At 42.5% G+C, this 14,943-nt stretch carries 15 protein-coding genes and 1 pseudogene; 3 read left to right on the top strand and 13 right to left on the bottom strand.

Features of this window, described 5'->3' with window-relative positions:
- Window positions 1-93 precede the first annotated feature (93 nt).
- Window positions 94-231 (top strand): annotated as a pseudogene (locus B0I27_RS17895) (EVE domain-containing protein); the annotation flags it as partial.
- 137 nt (window positions 232-368) lie between these two features.
- Here the strand turns inward: B0I27_RS17895 and B0I27_RS09245 are convergent.
- The 6 genes from B0I27_RS09245 to B0I27_RS09220 form a co-directional block, all read right to left on the bottom strand.
- Entirely contained in the window at window positions 369-824 is a 456-nt protein-coding gene (locus B0I27_RS09245) for a JAB domain-containing protein (protein ID WP_106292942.1), read from the bottom strand.
- Window positions 825-979: 155 nt separating this feature from the next.
- Complete coding sequence (locus B0I27_RS09240) at window positions 980-1,372, bottom strand: hypothetical protein (RefSeq protein WP_106292941.1); 393 nt, start codon at window positions 1,370-1,372, stop codon at window positions 980-982.
- Between the two features lie 64 nt (window positions 1,373-1,436).
- Window positions 1,437-2,429, bottom strand: coding sequence for a hypothetical protein (locus B0I27_RS09235; protein WP_106292940.1), 993 nt, complete (start codon window positions 2,427-2,429; stop codon window positions 1,437-1,439).
- A gap of 894 nt (window positions 2,430-3,323) precedes the next feature.
- Entirely contained in the window at window positions 3,324-4,004 is a 681-nt protein-coding gene (locus B0I27_RS09230; protein WP_106292939.1) for an FISUMP domain-containing protein, read from the bottom strand.
- 302 nt (window positions 4,005-4,306) lie between these two features.
- Complete coding sequence (locus tag B0I27_RS09225) at window positions 4,307-4,666, bottom strand: hypothetical protein (protein ID WP_106292938.1); 360 nt, start codon at window positions 4,664-4,666, stop codon at window positions 4,307-4,309.
- Window positions 4,667-4,824: 158 nt separating this feature from the next.
- Window positions 4,825-5,196, bottom strand: a complete 372-nt coding sequence (locus B0I27_RS09220) for a hypothetical protein (RefSeq protein WP_106292937.1) — start codon at window positions 5,194-5,196, stop codon at window positions 4,825-4,827.
- 434 nt (window positions 5,197-5,630) lie between these two features.
- Between B0I27_RS09220 and B0I27_RS17890 the strand changes: the two genes are divergently transcribed.
- On the top strand, window positions 5,631-5,834 hold the full coding sequence (locus tag B0I27_RS17890) for a DUF5808 domain-containing protein (RefSeq protein WP_219905001.1): 204 nt from the start codon (window positions 5,631-5,633) through the stop codon (window positions 5,832-5,834).
- A 171-nt stretch (window positions 5,835-6,005) separates the two neighbouring features.
- Here B0I27_RS17890 and B0I27_RS09210 read toward each other — a convergent pair whose 3' ends face one another.
- Window positions 6,006-6,659 carry a hypothetical protein gene (locus B0I27_RS09210; protein ID WP_146133109.1) on the bottom strand — a complete coding sequence of 218 codons (654 nt, stop codon included), beginning with the start codon at window positions 6,657-6,659 and terminating at the stop codon, window positions 6,006-6,008.
- Window positions 6,660-6,745: 86 nt separating this feature from the next.
- Between B0I27_RS09210 and B0I27_RS09205 the strand changes: the two genes are divergently transcribed.
- Complete coding sequence (locus B0I27_RS09205) at window positions 6,746-7,156, top strand: EVE domain-containing protein (RefSeq protein WP_106292934.1); 411 nt, start codon at window positions 6,746-6,748, stop codon at window positions 7,154-7,156.
- A 10-nt stretch (window positions 7,157-7,166) separates the two neighbouring features.
- Here B0I27_RS09205 and B0I27_RS09200 read toward each other — a convergent pair whose 3' ends face one another.
- From B0I27_RS09200 to asnS, 6 genes are all read right to left on the bottom strand, one after another.
- A complete protein-coding gene (locus tag B0I27_RS09200; protein ID WP_106292933.1) occupies window positions 7,167-7,691 on the bottom strand; it encodes an acyl-CoA thioesterase in 525 nt (174 codons plus the stop codon).
- 12 nt (window positions 7,692-7,703) lie between these two features.
- Window positions 7,704-9,002, bottom strand: coding sequence for a type IX secretion system plug protein (locus B0I27_RS09195; protein WP_245925472.1), 1,299 nt, complete (start codon window positions 9,000-9,002; stop codon window positions 7,704-7,706).
- A complete protein-coding gene (locus B0I27_RS09190; RefSeq protein ID WP_106292932.1) occupies window positions 8,995-10,902 on the bottom strand; it encodes an ABC-F family ATP-binding cassette domain-containing protein in 1,908 nt (635 codons plus the stop codon). Before B0I27_RS09190 ends, B0I27_RS09195 begins: the two co-directional genes overlap by 8 nt.
- Window positions 10,903-11,145: 243 nt before the next feature.
- Window positions 11,146-12,348, bottom strand: coding sequence for a Na+/H+ antiporter NhaA (gene nhaA, locus B0I27_RS09185; RefSeq protein ID WP_106292931.1), 1,203 nt, complete (start codon window positions 12,346-12,348; stop codon window positions 11,146-11,148).
- Between the two features lie 42 nt (window positions 12,349-12,390).
- The gene (locus tag B0I27_RS09180; protein WP_106292930.1) at window positions 12,391-13,011 is read right to left on the bottom strand and encodes an L-threonylcarbamoyladenylate synthase; all 621 of its coding nucleotides are present in this window, start codon (window positions 13,009-13,011) and stop codon (window positions 12,391-12,393) included.
- Window positions 13,012-13,077: 66 nt separating this feature from the next.
- Window positions 13,078-14,523 (bottom strand): asparagine--tRNA ligase, encoded by a 1,446-nt coding sequence (gene asnS / locus B0I27_RS09175; protein WP_106292929.1) that lies wholly within the window; start codon window positions 14,521-14,523, stop codon window positions 13,078-13,080.
- Between the last annotated feature and the right edge of the window lie 420 nt (window positions 14,524-14,943).

Here is a 14,943-nt window from a genome sequence, read left to right as displayed (position 1 = left end):
CTTTCATGCGTGTTCTTTGATCCATTACTTTATCTTTTCCGCAAAGTAAGTTCATTCAGCAAGTCACATCAATATGCAGTTGGTCGGCCGGTTACGGATGGCCGCACATTCTGGGACGGTGTACGCAACTACCAGGCGCGCAACAACATGAAAGCCATGAAAGAAGGCGATCTGGTGCTTTTCTACCACAGCAACGAGGGAAAGGAAGTCGTTGGGATAGCTAAAGTGGTCCTTTTTGTCGGCTGTTTTGTCGGCTGTTTGTCTACGCTGGATTAACCCATAGCTCAAATGATATGTGTAAGAACGATAGTAGCAGAGTAGTTCGTCTACGTTAATTATTTCAAATATAGAAATTCTAAGAAGGACTGCTACAGCAGCCCCTCATCAGCAAAACTAAGGTATCCCTCGCTCCCAATAATGAGATGATCTACGATACCCAAGTCTAAAAACTTTCCCGCTTCAACCAGCTTTTTGGTTAACTGAATGTCCACTTGCGACGGTTTCAAGTTCCCACTTGGATGATTGTGAGCCAGGATGATTCCAGACGCAGATGCTTTCAGTGCTGTTGCAGATATCAGTTTGGGATCTGCTATAGTACCGCTAATCCCTCCTAGAGAAATCGGGCATATCCCCAAAACTTTATTGGCTCTGTTCAAGAGAATGATTTTGAACTCCTCTAAAAAGCCTATTTTCATCTCGTCCCAGGAACTTTTCAACATTAAATAAGCATCGGTAGATTGGGTGATTATTGGTAGCTCAGAGAGCTTAAATTTAGGTTTGTACGAAAGCTGGATTTCAGCGACTTTGATATTTATTTTTTCCATGTTGATTACTTTTAGCAGTAATCGGAAAATGTTTTGGTGGGAGCTTCAATTTTAATACTAAATACTCTTTGTAAAATCGCCCTTTTCATCTGAAGCTAAAAATTCTTCCCAGTTTTTATATTTAGATAAAATACCAAAAAATGACAGTCCGACATTTAGCGATTCCAAAACATTATAACTATTAAAGCAGATAGAAAAAAAGTACCTTTCTTGGTCTTAGTAATGACTTTGGCCTCTTCATTATTTTTACCCTCAGGATCTTTAATAACGAAACTAATGCCTTTGAAAACGAAGTTGCTCGTTCCGTATATCTTATCAATAACCCAACCGTTTACAGATATTGGCTGCTTAACTAGGCCATTTGTTATGTAAGAAAGGGATATGCTCCAATTCCCGTTATTATCTTTTGAATTGTAGTTGCCTAACAAATAATCATATTTGGACGAAAGTTGCTCTATAGTGATATTTATCGGATAATGTTGCGTCCCAACGAGACCTTTTATTCCGATGTAGCTAATAAGTGTGATTTCCTCGTGATAATTCTTCATATTGGTTGGTTTGAAAGGTGATATATAAGCAGAGGCACCGCAAAGTAGTTTGAAGCTACTTTTTTTACTCTGGGAGCCTTTCGTCGTATTTTTTAAAGCCCTGGATGTAAAAGTCTAATTCTGCACGAAACTCTTTTTCGAATTGCGCTTTAGCTAAATCGTCTATATACCTTGTCAAGGATATGTATTTCTCGTTGATAGTTTTTTGAATATAATATGTTACAAAAGGCTCGGTTTTATATTTAAATACCATGCTCATTTCTGCAGGGACCTTTTCAAAGCTAACATCAACATATGTGTGATCAATCACTAGTTCGTTAATTTCGAATTTGATAAGGTGCTTTTGTGCTATGATCTTAATCGGGATATTCAAAAACGAACTCAACGGAGTTATTCCAGGAAATGTTGTTTCCATTGCATCATCCCTTACATTTGTTTTCGTGTATCCGTTGTATGAAATGTAAGCCTGTGGGTACTTGTAGATATCCAGTGTTTCAGATTCGTTATTTTCTTCGCTTTTAGGCATAATTAACACGGAGCCTACTACCTTTCTTATCCCATTACCATTCTTTGGCTTAATTAAGACCTCGGCGTAGGTATTATTAGAAACCCAAATCGTCCTTTCAAAAATCTTCAATAGCTCGAAATCGACGAAATTTGAATAGTGATTTTCAGTCATGTATTTTGTATAATGAATAGAATCCTGAGTGAACTTTGTTAAATATCTTTTATATTTTTTGTTCCAAGACTGGATAATTGAAGGATCGTTTTTTAACCTTTCTCTCTCAGCTTTGAGGCCTTTTTCCAAATCATAGAACCGTGAATATGTCAGATCGGAATATTCAGAAAGGTCTTTTGACGGTTGATAAACACTGTCCACTAAAAATCTTACCTTCTGATATGTTTTCAACATCAAAGTGTCTTTTTTAGCCTCATTTGTTATCACTTGTACCGGTAGTGGTTTGGATATGCTAACATTAAGTTCGTTTTTACATGATGTGAAAAAGAATGCTGTTAGTGTGATCGTTGTAATTTTAAGAATCTGGAATTTGTCCATAGTCAAGGGCTGATGAGGTTTAAAAGTCGGAAGCTAGCAATTTAGTTATTAAGGTATTAGGTTTTGAGAGCTTCTCTTAGAGTTTATCCATTTAAAATGTTAAAGGTATACCATTTCCTTAACATTGTCTCTTGCTAAGTGACGAGCTTTATACGAAGTAATTAGATGATTTCTTGATAGTAAGACAGCATTCGTATATAACGAATAGATTCTCAATCGCGATACCGTCTGCGAATGGAGCAAAGGTCTTTGAAGAGAGAGTACGCAGTACGGCTTCAAAGTATGTCTTACACAAGGAATTGGCGCTGCTTTTGACGATGAGCCTGTGCGATAGCCTTATGAAAAGCTGTGACTATTACGCAGCCTGAAGCGACCAGCAGGTGAGCCTAACAAGAAAAGCGCTTGGGTTTGAATGAATGAGGAACGAGTGATTCAAATCCAGAGAAAGCTTTTATGGAGAATGACTTTGCGCAAAGCATAAAGAATGACAGATTGCTAGCGTGGGGCAATTTTGAAAAGGACTTCGTTTAAGCGTCTATATTTAAAGGAAAGAAGTCCTACTCAAATTCAGGTTGGCGCAAATGGAGTTTAATGTGTTCGAAGAACTGATAAACGGAATGATATCTGGCGATCTTTATGCAGAGCTTAGGAATTCGGAATGCCATATTTCCTGTCTTGGGTTGTGCGATAGGAGAGATGGGGCAGAAACTTATTAGAAAGCAGCCCCTTCTGGTCTAGCAGAAAATTAAAGACCAAACCTCAGCTTATCCCTCGCTAAGCCGCGAATTGAGGGTAAGTCTGAGATTAGGGATGATTACATTGTTAATTCAGGCACATGTAGGCTCCACGTTATTAAACAAGAGACGCTTATAGCACCTTCGTTTGATAAGTGTTTTAATTGTCTTTCACGAACCGTATGGGTCTCTTTTCTACAAATGAGTCGTTTGTTTCTCCAGTCAATGTCGTACCCACTAATGATCCCCGGAGAGAAATTGTGTTACTTGGTTCCTCCCACATACTGTATGATACTTCCAAAAACAAAGCTTGACCAAGCTGATCTTTAGATATTGTCCACAATGATCCATTTGTTCCCTTTGATTCGAAGTTTGCGGTAGTCGCGCTAAAATAGTATCCTGTAGGTCGTATATTTAGGCCGGTAGAATTTGATCCGTTTAAGCCTGCGGGTTCCCATCCGGATGTGGCCGTAAGTTTCTTACTGTTCACTTCATTAAGAAACTTCTTTCCACGACCATCTGTTTCAGAGCCGATGTGTTCTATTAGTTTAGCGACATCAACCTCAGTCGGAACTCTCCAGCCTGTAGGCAATCCTGAAAGAGTTCTGGCATCCACAAACGAATATAGCTTGCCTAAGCTCGGATCGTTGTTTCCATTATTGTAATTAGTTCCGCCCGGTCCGTTGTAATTTACAGTGGTCCAGGTTTGGGATCCTATTTTTGCCGTAGGATAAGAATCCCCGTTGATAGTTACAGAATCGTCTTTCTTTGCATCTTCGTCTTTTGAACATGCAGTTAGAAGCACCACTGCTGATAGTGTCAGGAATAAAATACGTTTCATAAAATTATCTTTAGCCAAATAGTCCCAATCTAGCTGGTTAGGGTTTATTAGGTAGTGGACTTTAACGATATCCGAATAGAAAATTGACCTTCTAAAAGTAAGATACTGATACTACCTAAGTGTTGCGGTGAAATTAAAAAAGTTGCGAATCAGACATATCAGCTCTAAAGAAAACGACTCATTTGCTTAAGGAACTGGAAGACCAAACGTCAGCTTATCCCTCGCTAAGCCGCGAACTGAGGCTTGGAGTTGGAATACAGGCAAATAATAGGCTTGTATATTACTTGTATAACCTCCAGCCTTTACAGGTTAGTTACAGATATTTTCCAACGATTTAAAACTGATTCTGCTTTATGAAGTAGCCCCGATTCGCTACATAAGCCATAAACACTATTGATTTTTTCATCCCAATCCTTTATTGCTATAAGTTGAGCCATCGCAATTGTCTCACCTCCAGCAAATATAAAGTAGCCTATTTGATTAATTACTGCTCCAAAGTCTGCCTGAGTAGGTGCTTCATTGTTTTTGATGGATGCGTCATGTAGCTTGGCTAGACTTTGGGAAGAATGAATTTTTTCTTCAATCTTTTGAAATTTCGTGATGCCATTTTTCTTCACAAAATAGCTTTCGTATCGGTCGTAGTAATAAGTGAATGTGTACATGATAAGAATTTAAATGGAGATTAATAAAGTAAACAATAGAACAGACAGGATCGCTGATCCAATAAACGAGATACTGCCATCATTATGTCGCTGTTTCCAGCAGTGAATTAGAAAGCTTAGGGAGGCTACAAATAATAGGAATAGGACAAATTTGATCATCAGCCACGTTCAATTGCGTTTACTATTTCTAGAGCGTTATTTCGGTAGTGGCGATCTTTGAAAATTTCAATATTGTCACGTTTCTCAATTATCATCAGTTCATTAAAGCAGTAACCTATCGCTGCAATTAGAGGTAAAGGTTTTAGCCCCTCAAGTGTAAATGGTTCTACAATAAGTTTTTCTAAGGAGTCTTCTGAATAGGGATAACTACAAGCTGCGTTCATATTGTCAGTTATTGAAAGGCAGTCACTTCTAAGGCTTTGGATTAAATACTTTGAGGGTGTTCCTTGCTGGAACATCTTTTTAAAGGCCTCATTTAAGTTTGTGATGGCCGTTTCAATGTTTTCTTTGTGCAATTTACTATAGGGCATAATTTTCTGTTTTTGCCAGAGAGTCCCTTCATGGCAGGTCTATAAATACAATAAGCGCAGGACAGTAACTATTATCTGAAAGGGAGAGGTACCTAGGAGAACCCTGCACAAACAGATAGAGTCACGCCCTACGCTTATCGCCGGAGAAATTTCCTAAATTTTCTTTCTAACAAGAACTTATAGCTAACGCTTATATTAATTAATTAATCATATATATCGCTCGTTTTTACCTTCATCTTTATTCGTGAAAGTTAAGAGACTTTTACAATTCAAAGGCGGCGAATAAGGAGAAAGGGTAGGATTGTACGTGTTTTGTGAATTTATGTTGCAATTGAAATGCTACAAATGGGACGAAGGTTTTGATGTGTGAGCTTATATTTAAAAGGAAAGGAAAATAGAACGGTTGTTTCTGGTAATTGGTTAACTTCAAGGATATGGACAACAAGCGGAAGGGGAATAGCAAGCACTGGAAATGGGGATTGATATACTACAACCCAGATGATCCCTCTCTATATATCGAGAAGCGGTTTGGATTGGGTCAAACTTTTAACTTCGCTCATAGAACAGCGTGGTACCTTATGTTCTTTCTACGACTGTTTCCGTTTTTGATTGTTACCCTCATCCTCATATTCACATAGTTCGAATGGAGATAGATCTATTGAGGAAGCTTCTAGGTTGACGAGTGGGTGTTTTTTGGATGTCACAATTGACCGTATAGCAAGAAAGTAGTGGGTGTTGATTGTTTGATATCAGCCTAAAGTGCGCTGAGGTCAATTTTTATTTTCGGTTCGAAGCCGCTAATAGCCTTCTTAGCATTGACGGAATGCCCCTTCGTTTGGGGTATTCTTTTTAGCGACTCTCTCACAGGGGTTGGAAGATAGGACGCGTATATCTTTTAGATAATTGAAGAACGTCTTCAGATCTACCAAGTACGTATTGTAGGTCACTTTGCCCCAGTTTCTTTCAAAAGTCTTCGTATCTAGAAAATCTTTTATGAGAACATTAGTGATCAACGATGGTCTAATAAAAAAATTGGAAGTTGCCTCAAGATAGCATCTGAAGTGCATCATTAAAATCTTATTATTCTTCAATGCACGTGGGCCAATGCTGTTTCTTTCATTTGCTTCCTCTCGTTTCCCAATCCAGTAGTTGATGCAATCATCAATGGTTGAAGTTAGGTTCAACTTAGGTTGGTCGATATCATCCGTTAATGGATTCCAACCAGTTTTTAATCGCTCAACAATGTCGATAACCAATTTTTTAGCATCCTCCTTTACTTTCTTCAAATCTCTGTCATTCTTCTTGACATATTTACGAATCCTCTCAGATTTGTTAGTTTTGTCGTTCAAATGATAAAAGAAGACGAAAGGTTTATTACCTCCTTTAAAGCTTTGTGGAATGTTCAAATAGAACTCATACGTTTCCCAAATGTGAATAAGCTGGGAGCGCTTTGTACTTTTCATAAAATGTGTTTTGTCGGCTCTTTTGTCGCCGGGTCTAAAAATGATAGACAAAAACACTCTCTACTCACTCTAAACACACAAAATTCATGAACTATTGGTTAGTCAAATCCGAACCTTTTAAATACAGCTGGGATAAATTCAATCAGGATGGCCGCACATTCTGGGACGGTGTACGCAACTACCAGGCGCGCAACAACATGAAAGCCATGAAAGAGGGCGATCTGGTGCTTTTCTACCACAGCAACGAGGGTAAAGAAGTCGTCGGTATAGCCAAAGTGGTCAAAGAGTTTTATCAGGATCCAACGACCGACGATACCAACTGGGTCGTAGTCGACCTTTCACCGGTAGAGACGCTTAAAAAGACGGTCACTCTGGAGCAGATCAAAAAAGATCCTCGCCTGGAGAACATAGGTCTTGTTAAACAAGGAAGATTGTCGGTAATGGGTATGAAGCAGGAAGAGTTCGACCGTATCCTCGAATTGGCGAACGAAGAGTAGGGCAGAGCCCCTACGCTTCAGGGAAGAACAGTGCCTTCAACTGCGTGGCGTTCTCCGGCCTCATCTTATTGGCAAGGATCAAACGAAGCTCCCTCCGTGACAAGGCTGTTTCATATAGCTGCTTTTCTTCGTCGGTTTCGGGAATAAGCTCCGGAACGCGTGCCGGATTGCCATTATCGTCTAACGCTACAAACGTATAGTAGGCTTCGTTACTCTTGATCCTGCTGTTTGGCTGGATGTTTTCTGAGAATACCTCTAGTCTGATCTCCATAGAGGTGCTGAAAGCACGGGTGACTTTCGCATGAATCGTGATCACATCCCCAAGCTTAACCGGATGCTTGAAAGACACGTTATCCACAGAGGCCGTCACTACAATATGATTGGAATGCTTCTGAGCCGAGATAGCCGCAGCAATGTCCATCAAATGAAGTAATCGTCCCCCCATCAAGTTATGAAGCGGATTGGTATCATTTGGAAAAACAAGCTCATTCATGATTGTAAAGGAATGGCTTGCTGGCTTGGAGGTAACTGTCATATAGTATGTAAATTAATTGTTGAATTCTTGGAAACCGATCAACTGATCCCATCGGGATCCCGGATGCCGATAGTATAAGAATGCCTGATATTTGTTTTTTGTTTCAAAGAATGAGCCTTCGAATAAGGTATGATCCGTTTTTTTAGGGTCATCTGACTCTGCCCAAACATATTGATAGTCGTACAATCCTTGCTTTAGATACATAGAGCCGTAATAGCGAGAGCGCTCTGCATCGTAAACGAGCTTATTATCTGAGCTCAGCCGGTAGTCGTTAAATTTCCCTACAACATATACACTGCCCGATCCTGATGGCGGGACTCCTTCCAGCGTGAACGTCACATAGGCGTAGTCGCCGTCGGTTGCCGGTTCACGACCATCTTGATTCCTGATAAAGAAATCCCCGTTCTCATCAAAAGAATAGGAATAATTGGACGCCGTATAAGGCTGGTCCGGCAGCAGCTGAACGGTATTAACCGAATCTTTGTAAATCCGCTCAACCCGTTCACTTTGCAACCGCAGCGTCCGGATATCGAACTTTCTAAACTCGTTTGAGCCACTAAATTCCAGCGTACGGAGGTCATTGTAAACCAACACACCGGCCCTTATCTGATTCGGACGATCGACCATCTGCTCAACATCCGGGCGACTATTCTGCCTGACTACCAGCCTGACATCGGTATAAGGATTCTGAATGGCCAGCTGCGGATGCTCGACGGTGATGTTAATCTTCTGATTGCTTTTCCTTCTGGCTATCTGGGAGGAAGCAATAACCTCTGGTTTAATGACGACCGAGGGGTTCATGACGTAGAATCGACGCGTCAGCATAATCCTCTCCGGATATCCTTCTTCGTAGACTTTCAGTACATAATTTCCATCAATCTTAGGCTTGATGACCTGGTTAGGCAACGATAAGCTGTAATGCATGTATCCTTGCATGGTGTTCAGAGATACCGTATAGTCGTTTATCCTGTCTTCCGTAAATCCCTCCAGATAATCAATAGGAGAGAGCCCGCTGCTTTTCCAGTTCATATCACAGTGTTCAATCGTATAAGCGTAGGAGCGGCCTCCCTGCCTCAGGTCATCGAACCGCAAGGATAGCTCATCCGATGAATTCAAAGTGATAAGGGGCAGCGACTGCTCCTTAGCCGCATTATGAAACTCAACGGAACGGATCGCCGAATGGAACACACGGTCAACAAATACTTCCTCCTGCGCCGATGCCGGAAAAGCGAAGTAAAATAAAACAGCCAGGACTATCGCGAAACGCGTAGCTCCTGGCTGCTTGTATGGTATTTTAAATAGATTATTCAAGTTCCATGATTTGCTCGGCCAGACTTTCCCAATCCGCCTGATAGGCCTGAAGTTCTGTCTTGACCGATTGGTAGTGCTGATTTGCCGCCGCCAGCTTCTTCTGATCCTGGTAGGTCTCTTCCTGTCCAAGAACCAGTTCCGCGTCTGCGAGCTGCTTTTCCAGCTCAGCAACTTTATCTTCTACCTGCTGAAGTGTCTGGTTAAGCTTCTTGATCTGCTTGCTCTTATCCTCTGTCGGAGACGCTTTCTTAACCGGCTTCTCTTCCTTCTTAGGTGCAGCAATTTGAGGTTTCGCTTCTACTACCGGACGCTTGGACTGCCACTCTTCATACTCAGCATAAGTACCCGGATATTCCTTAATCTGATGATCTTCGATAAACCAGATCTTGTTTGCTACGTTGTCCAGCAAATACCTGTCGTGGGAAACCACGATAAAGGTACCTTCATACTGATTCAATGCCTGGATCAGGATATTTACCGATGCCATGTCCAGGTGATTCGTAGGTTCATCGAGAATCAGGAAGTTGGCATCAGCAGTAAGTGCTTTTGCAAGCGCCACGCGCGATTTTTCTCCTCCCGATAGTACCTTGATCTTTTTAAAAACATCATCTCCTGTGAACAGGAAGCTTCCCAGAATGGAACGCAGTTCTGTATCGGTATGCTTAGGCGCAAAGGCCTGCAACTCCTCGAGAATCGCATTCTCCAGGTGCAAAGACTCCAGCTGGTGCTGAGCAAAAAATGTCTGTGTCACGTTGTGACCTGTAATGCTTTCGCCTTCAAACGACTCCACGCCGGCGATAATTCGCAGCAATGTAGATTTACCTCGGCCGTTTGCTCCGATCAGTGCAATTTTATCGCCCTTCTCAATTACCGCATTCGCATGTTCCAGAATAACGTTGGAAGGGTAGGCTTTGCTAACGTCTTCTATGCGGATCACGTGGCGGCCCGACTGCTTGCTGAATCTGAAAGAGAAGTTAACGCTTGGATTTTCATCATCCACATCTTCAATCCGCTCCATCTTGTCCAGCATCTTAATACGCGACTGTGCAAGCTTCGCCTTACTGGCTTTCGCACGGAAACGATTGATCAGCTGCTCTTCCTGCTTGATCTTCTGCTGCTGATTCTTGTATTCGTTCTTTTGAATTTCACCGCGTAACGCTTTTTCCTCCAGATAGAAGCTGTAGTTTCCGGCATACGGCGTCAACTTTCCCTTGCGCGATTCTACGATCCGGTTAACCACCTTATCTAGAAACCACCTGTCATGCGATACGATGACAATCGCACCTTCAAACGCAAGTAAATAGGTTTCCAGCCATTTGATGGATGGAAGGTCAAGGTGGTTGGTAGGCTCATCGAGTAACAAGATGTCAGGAGCCTGCAAAAGAATCTTCGCAAGCATAACACGCATACGCCATCCTCCCGAAAACTCGCCAAGCTGGCGTTTCTGATCTTCCTCGCTAAAACCAAGTCCGGCCAGAATTTCATGTGCTTTGAACTCAATATTATATCCGTCAAGCGCATCAAATTCATGCTGCTTGTCGCTCAATTTATGCAAGATATCTTCTGAATAGTCTGTCTCCAGCTTTTTCAAAAGTTCCTCGATCTCTGTATGTAACTGATTCTGCCGCGCGAAGGCTTCCATAGCCACGTGCAGAATGCTTTTGTCTGATTGATAGGAAAGTAAGTCCTGATTTAAATACCCGATCTTGATGTCTTTAGACATCGAAATAGTACCGCTTGTTGGCTTGGCATCGCCGACTATTAATTTGAGTAAGGTAGTTTTTCCTGTACCATTCGCGCCTATCAAACCGGTTTTGTCACCTGGTTTGATGTGCCAGTTCGCTTCATCATATAACGCCCTCGAGCCGATCTCGAAGGTAAGGTTGTTTATTGCAATCACTTTGCAAAATTACAAAATTGATTCTATCTGAGGAACTTGATTATCCGATTGTTTATTTCCGGCCCCGTATATTGAAAAAATACAATCTACCTAAAATCTGCCTGTTTATATTTCCCGTGAAAACTCTATTTGTTAAACCACCTGGCAAGGCGGTCAAGGTGGAGGATCTGAAATAGAATAACTTCAACGATGTTATGTGAACGCTGTTTCATTTAAGTAAACTACATGTTATATTACTTTAAACTAAAATGCCTCGTCTTTATTGTCGCCCGGTGTAACTTTTGATTTATTTAGGCTCTTTAGATATATAAAGCCTAGAGTTCCAGCTAGTATAGATGCGATCAGGATGGAAAACTTAGCTTCAGACTGTAAGAATACATCGTCGAAAGACAGAAGCGCAATGAAAATCGACATGGTAAAGCCGATTCCTCCGAGAAGTCCGACACCCGCAATGTGTGCCCAGCGTGCTCCCGATGGAAGTCCTGACCATTTCAGCTTTACAGATAGCCAGGAGAATGCGAAAATTCCCAGGGTCTTGCCCACAATCAACCCGAAAATAATACCCAGTCCCAGGGAGCTTGCCAGCCCTTCAACCATTCCGCTTTCGAAGGGAATAAGGGTGTTGGCTAATGCAAAGATGGGCATAATGAGAAAATTCACAGGCTTGGTCAAACTGTGTTCCAGCTTTTCCAGGGGCGATTCTACATCGCTTTCATTAGTAGGAATGGTAAAGGCGAGCAATACGCCTGCTATAGTGGCATGTATCCCAGAATGATGAACAAAATACCATAAGAAAATGCCAGGAATAAGATAGAATGCCAGGTTTTTTACTCCGAATTTATTGAAAGCTACCAGAAGCGCCATAATACCGGCGGAGTATAGTAGCTGATCAGTATGCAGTTCGTTCGTATAAAATATGGCGATGACGATGATAGCACCGAGGTCATCTACGATCGCAAGGGCAGCGAGGAAAATCTTTAAAGAGGAGGGGACTTTATCGCCTAACATCGATATAATCGCCAGGGCGAAGGCGATGTCTGTAGCCATGGGTATTCCCCAACCGCCAGCCGTTTCCGTGCCCTGGTTGAACACGGCATAGATCGCCGCCGGAACAAGCATCCCGCCTATCGCCGCGAAAACGGGCATGGCGGCCTGCTTAATAGAGGATAGCTCACCCTCTACAATCTCTCTCTTGATTTCCAATCCCACCAGCAGGAAAAAGATGGCCATAAGGCCGTCGTTGATCCATATCTCGGTTGAATATCTCAGGTTAAAGCTTCCTAGAACGAAGCCAAACTGATGATGAAGAATGCTCGCAAAGGATTCGTAAAGCGGACTGTTGGCGATACTCAACGATATCACAACAGAAACAAGTAGAAGTATTCCGCCGATTTGTCCTGACCTAAGAAAGTCTTTAAATACTTTGAGGTTGATTTTACGCGTCATGCTGCGAAAATACAAAAATCTGCTTTATGACCCCCTGTGTAATCAGACGTAATCTTCCAGCTTACCCTTGCCTTCCCTCAGCACTGTAAACTCGCCTGTTGTACAGTCCACAACTGTTGATGCTATATTTCCTCCGTATCCTCCGTCAATCACGATATCGACTTTGTCTTCAAACTTCTCATGGATAAGTTCTGGATCTGTGGAGTATTCCAGAATATCGTCATCGTCCCTGATAGAAGTAGATAAAATGGGATTGCCAAGCTGTCTTACGATCTCCATAGCGATGGAATTGTCCGGGACACGAATACCTACCGTCTTTTTCTTGGAGCTTAGTAGCTTTGGGACATTATTCGATGCGTTAAAGATAAAGGTGAAGGGGCCCGGAAGCGCCTTCTTGATCAGTCGGAATACCGATGTATCGATCGGCTTAACATATTCAGAAATGTTTTGCAGGTCGTGACAAATGAACGAGAAGTTAGCTTTCTCCGGCTTTATCCCCCGTATCTGGCAGATCTTTTCGATCGCCTTATGATTGGTGATATCACAGCCCAGCCCGTAAATCGTGTCGGTTGGGTAGATGATTATTCCGCCGTTCCTAAGTACGTCAACGACTTGTTCAATAGCTTTAGGATTTGGGTTTTCGGGATAAATACGTATCAGCATAACTTTATATTTATTAAAAAGGCCTGGATCATATAAACCCAGGCCTTTTCGAAATGTTGTCAGATATTAAAATTCAGCATTATTCGGCGTGCGCGGGAAGGCAATGACATCCCTAATATTGGTCATCCCTGTTACGAACAAGACCAGGCGCTCAAAGCCCAACCCGAAGCCGGCATGTGGGGCTGAACCAAATCTTCTGGTATCCAGGAACCACGACATCTCTTCAACCGGAATGTGCATGTCATGCATGCGTTTCTCCAGTTTCTCCAGGCGCTCCTCACGCTGAGAGCCACCCACAATCTCACCGATTCCAGGAAAAAGAATGTCCATCGCTGCTACCGTATTTCTGCCCAGCTCATCAGGTTCGTTCTGACGCATGTAGAACGATTTGATATCAGCAGGGTAGTCTGTAAGGATCACCGGTTTTTTGAAGTGCTTCTCCACCAGGTAGCGCTCATGTTCTGATTGCAGGTCTGCTCCCCACTCGTCTATCAGATACTTGAATTGTTTCTTCTGATTTGGCTTGGAGCTTTTCAGAATCTGAATGGCTTCCGTGTAGGTGATGCGCTCGAAACTGTTCTCGAGGCAGAACTGCAGTTTAGACAGCAAGTCCATATCAGAACGTTCTGCTTGTGGTTTCTGCTTTTCTTCTTCCAGCAGACGGCCTTTCAGGAATTCAAGCTCCTCACCGCAATGGTCAAGCGCGTACCGAATAACATATTTCAGCAGTTCTTCGGCCAGGTCCATATTGTCGTGGATATCGAAGAAGGCCATTTCCGGTTCGATCATCCAGAACTCGGCCAGATGGCGTGTTGTATTGGAGTTCTCCGCACGGAAAGTAGGTCCGAAAGTGTAAATTTCACCAAAAGCCATGGCTGCAAGTTCTCCTTCGAGCTGTCCGGATACCGTCAGGTTTGTAGACTTTCCGAAAAAGTCTTCTTTATAGTTGACAGTACCGTCTTCATTGCGCGGTATGTTATCAAAATCAATTGTAGAAACCCTGAACATTTCGCCTGCGCCTTCCGCGTCAGATCCGGTGATGATAGGGGTGTGCATGTAGACGAAGCCCTTCTCATGGAAGAACTGGTGTACTGCGAATGCAAGGGCATGTCTTACCTTGAAGATCGCATTGAAAGTGGTGGTTCGGAAACGCAGGTGTGCGATTTCACGCAGAAACTCCAGGCTATGTTTCTTCGGTTGTAATGGATATTTTTCGGGATCGCTGTCGCCCAGGATCTCCAGTTTCGTAACTTTTAATTCTACGCGCTGACCTTTACCCAAAGATTCAACTAAATCTCCCGTCACCGAAATAGCAGCGCCGGTAGTGATGCGTTTCAAAATGGCCTCATCGGTATTCGTGAAGTCTACAACAGCTTGTAAATTGTTGATTGAAGATCCGTCATTAATAGCAATGAATTGATTGTTTCTGAACGTTCTTACCCAGCCTTGAACATTAATCTCCTGCCCAAAGTCAGTCGTATTTAAGAGGTCTTTGATTTTTGTGCGCTTCATATGGTACAAATCTATAAAAAGAAACAAAATCAATACGTTATTTCTTTGCCAAAGAGTTCTAAAGCCCCGTCTGGAACGAGTAAAGTTTCGTCTGGAATGATCACTCTGATACAATGTAGCTTAAGCGCCTTTTCTATGCAGGCGTATAGCAGGCGCCTTGCAGCCCATATGAGTCCGACTTATTGTGTTGTAAGTCGGACTCATGTGGGCTTGAACACTGCTGAAACAGGGGCAATTACAAGAGCGGGTGACCTTCAATGGCAAGCATTGACAACAAAGGAAAAATAAGCAGAACAGCAGGTTCCGCCGTCTACCGCATGTACCGCGGCGAGAACATCATTCAGGGAGGCCAATTTAGCAGATAAGTTAGCCAATAGTATAAGCGGTTTAGCTATGGGATTTTATTTATTTGCACAAGCT

The sequence above is a fragment of the Arcticibacter pallidicorallinus genome (assembly GCF_003002875.1).
Taxonomy (GTDB): Bacteria; Bacteroidota; Bacteroidia; order Sphingobacteriales; family Sphingobacteriaceae; genus Arcticibacter; species Arcticibacter pallidicorallinus.
The sequence above is the reverse complement of the archived record's forward strand: the minus strand, read 5'-3'. Positions and strand labels throughout refer to the sequence as shown.

Bases quoted from the DNA above. Each gene is read 5' to 3' on its own strand.
- B0I27_RS09245 (WP_106292942.1), bottom strand. From the start codon at position 824: ATGGAAAAAATAAATATCAAAGTCGCTGAAATCCAGCTTTCGTACAAA.
- B0I27_RS09240 (WP_106292941.1), bottom strand. From the start codon at position 1,372: ATGAAGAATTATCACGAGGAAATCACACTTATTAGCTACATCGGAATA.
- B0I27_RS09235 (WP_106292940.1), bottom strand. From the start codon at position 2,429: ATGGACAAATTCCAGATTCTTAAAATTACAACGATCACACTAACAGCA.
- B0I27_RS09230 (WP_106292939.1), bottom strand. From the start codon at position 4,004: ATGAAACGTATTTTATTCCTGACACTATCAGCAGTGGTGCTTCTAACT.
- B0I27_RS09225 (WP_106292938.1), bottom strand. From the start codon at position 4,666: ATGTACACATTCACTTATTACTACGACCGATACGAAAGCTATTTTGTG.
- B0I27_RS09220 (WP_106292937.1), bottom strand. From the start codon at position 5,196: ATGCCCTATAGTAAATTGCACAAAGAAAACATTGAAACGGCCATCACA.
- B0I27_RS17890 (WP_219905001.1), top strand. From the start codon at position 5,631: ATGGACAACAAGCGGAAGGGGAATAGCAAGCACTGGAAATGGGGATTG.
- B0I27_RS09210 (WP_146133109.1), bottom strand. From the start codon at position 6,659: ATGAAAAGTACAAAGCGCTCCCAGCTTATTCACATTTGGGAAACGTAT.
- B0I27_RS09205 (WP_106292934.1), top strand. From the start codon at position 6,746: ATGAACTATTGGTTAGTCAAATCCGAACCTTTTAAATACAGCTGGGAT.
- B0I27_RS09200 (WP_106292933.1), bottom strand. From the start codon at position 7,691: ATGACAGTTACCTCCAAGCCAGCAAGCCATTCCTTTACAATCATGAAT.
- nhaA (WP_106292931.1), bottom strand. From the start codon at position 12,348: ATGACGCGTAAAATCAACCTCAAAGTATTTAAAGACTTTCTTAGGTCA.
- B0I27_RS09180 (WP_106292930.1), bottom strand. From the start codon at position 13,011: ATGCTGATACGTATTTATCCCGAAAACCCAAATCCTAAAGCTATTGAA.
- asnS (WP_106292929.1), bottom strand. From the start codon at position 14,523: ATGAAGCGCACAAAAATCAAAGACCTCTTAAATACGACTGACTTTGGG.